Raw genomic sequence first — 2,375 nt, forward strand, 5'->3', positions numbered from 1 at the left:
CAGCTTTAACCGCGTCCGTAGTGTTTTGTTGTCCAGCCCTAGTTTTTGAATCGCCCGCTGCCAATGCGGATGCAATTCCTCGAATAGCGGCGCTTGCACCGGAGGTGCTGCGCTCGGCGTCGGGCATCTCCGATGCCCTAGCGGCGCCGGCGGTCTTATCGGGTAAACGTTATCCATGATTGTCATTTCCTTGTTCATTCGTTGGGCTTAGCATCGCGGCCCATTCACGCTGTGTCATAATCCCGACCTCGATAACCGCGTCATGAACTGCTCGGTACAGATCGGTGTGGTGTTCTATCGAGTCGGCGATTAGATCAAGCTGTGCGGTCATTTGGTCGAGCTGTGGTAGGCCCCCTAGTGCCCGGCGCATAATCTCGATGTCCCGATGCCGGCACTCGATCCACTGCCCGGGTGTCCTGGGGTTTCGTCTCCGGTGTTGTGCCAAGAATTGCTTCCTTCCTGCTGGGACGACAAAGGCCCGCGCCGGTAAGGACGCGGGCCCCTGCCGCTGTGAATCAGTTACGCGTGGTCGAACACCCGCACGACACCAGCCGGGTTAGTCACGCCGAAGTCAACCCGCGCGACACCTCGGATAGCGGTCCCGTCAGACTGGAACGCCGCGCTACGGTCGGACTCGATGGTCGTTCCGAGCCGCCGCACGGTGAACACCTGGGCCGCGTCGATAACCCACGCGGCGGTCAAAGCGTCAACCGCCCGCGACACGTAAACCGGCAGACCGGAGATGGTGAATCCCGCGTATCCGGCACGGCGGTCCTCGGCGGCCAGCATCTGGTCCTGCACCAAATACGAGGCCGCGCCGCTGGCCGTCTTGATCTTGCGCCACTGCACCTCGACCGCCGGGTTGATAACCACAGCGGTCGGGTCGGCACCGTTGTCTTTCGACAATTTCACCGCGTCCATGATGTGATCGAACGTCGCCGAAGCAACCGCCACGTCAACGTAGCTGTAGCTGGTAACCCCGATAGGCAGTTGCGGCCCGTCGGTGATCGCGGTCAGCGAAAAGAACGCCGCGTCGATCTGCTTGGACAACGACCGGCCGATAGAATTGCCGATAACGTTAGCGATCTTCGGGTTAGTGTCCATCGCGGACTCGTTCGAGATAACCGTGTAGGCTTTCGTTGCTTTCGGCGTGACAACAATCTCGTCGGTCACAGGGTCGGACGCAGTAATCGGGGATAGCTCCGAATACCAGCCTGACGTGACGTCCCCGGTTAGCAGCGGAATACGGATAGATTCACCGGGAATGTCCAGAACGGTGGCGACAGCCGGGTTAAACGCAACCGCGTTCGACTCGATCACCGTATCGACAAGTTTCCCGTACGCCTCGGGCTTGTATGCCTTCTGCAGGCTAGCGTCGGTAACGCTCATTTGTTTCTCCTGGGATGGGAACGGCCCGGCATGCACGCCGGGCCGGTGGATGAAATGGTTAGCCCTGCATCGCGGATGTAGGGATGCGGCGCTGCCGCTGGTAGTGCCCTGTGCAGGCCCGTCACGGACGGGCAGGCGGGGGCAAGTCTCTAGCCGTAGGCGCTTGCACCGGCGGTGCTGCGCTTAGGCGTCGGCGGGCTATACCCGCCTAGCGGGTGCGGAGCAGGTCCGCCCATGACAGCCGGTCGGGCTGGTGCCGGTTGACCGTGCCTTGCGACAGGTCGACCAGCCGATCACGCTTCACGCGCGCCAGGCCGGGCCGGTCGGCGAGCAGCGCGGCCACCGCGTCGGCAACAGCAGCGTCGTCCACGTTGCCCGCCTCGTCCAGCAAGTCGGCAAGCTGGGCACCACCGACCGCGAACAGGTCGGTGGGTGCCGCCAGTTCCCCGGCGAGTCTTTCGACCTCGGCCCGCTGCATCGCTTCGATCCGTGCGTTGGCGGCCTCTAGCGCGGTCCTGGCCTCGTTGCGTTCGACCCGATACCTCGCCTCGCGGTTCTGACGCGGCTCTTGCGTCTCGCCGGCATCGGCGTCGGCATCGGTAACGGCGGCAGTAGCGTCGGCGCTTGCACCGGAGGTGCTGCGCTCGGCGTCGTCAGTCTCCGACTGACTAGCGGCGGGAACGGTCTCGGTGGTGTTAATTTCATCGGGCATGTTCAGCTTCCAATCGTTCGGTTCGGATGGTTAGCGCCGCAATCCTGGCGGCGATTCTGGCGATAGCCTCGGTGACGCTCTCAGGCATTTAGAAGCTCCCTGGTGCCATCTATCCGCGATAGGGGATTGAGGCCGTCCAGCGGCCTCTCAGAGGCGTCGGTCCTACCTACAACCTTTAGCTCCCACGGCATAAACCACGTGACGCTATCGCCCCGCATGTTCCCGCCGCGCTTGCCGCTCGGCGGCAGTTGCTTCCCGATAGCGACGCCAACCT

General features: G+C 62.9%; 3 protein-coding genes. All 3 read right to left on the reverse strand.

The window, feature by feature from the left end; genetic code table 11:
* Window positions 1-519: 519 nt before the first annotated feature.
* On the reverse strand, window positions 520-1,425 hold the full coding sequence (locus AC2VON_RS22485) for a phage major capsid protein (protein WP_486954850.1): 906 nt from the start codon (window positions 1,423-1,425) through the stop codon (window positions 520-522).
* Between the two features lie 172 nt (window positions 1,426-1,597).
* Entirely contained in the window at window positions 1,598-2,101 is a 504-nt protein-coding gene (locus AC2VON_RS22490) for a hypothetical protein (protein ID WP_486954851.1), read from the reverse strand.
* Between the two features lie 80 nt (window positions 2,102-2,181).
* On the reverse strand, window positions 2,182-2,375 hold a 194-nt coding region (locus AC2VON_RS22495), incomplete at its 5' end, for a hypothetical protein (protein WP_486954847.1).

The organism is Mycobacterium sp. TH-M82, assembly GCF_057473605.1.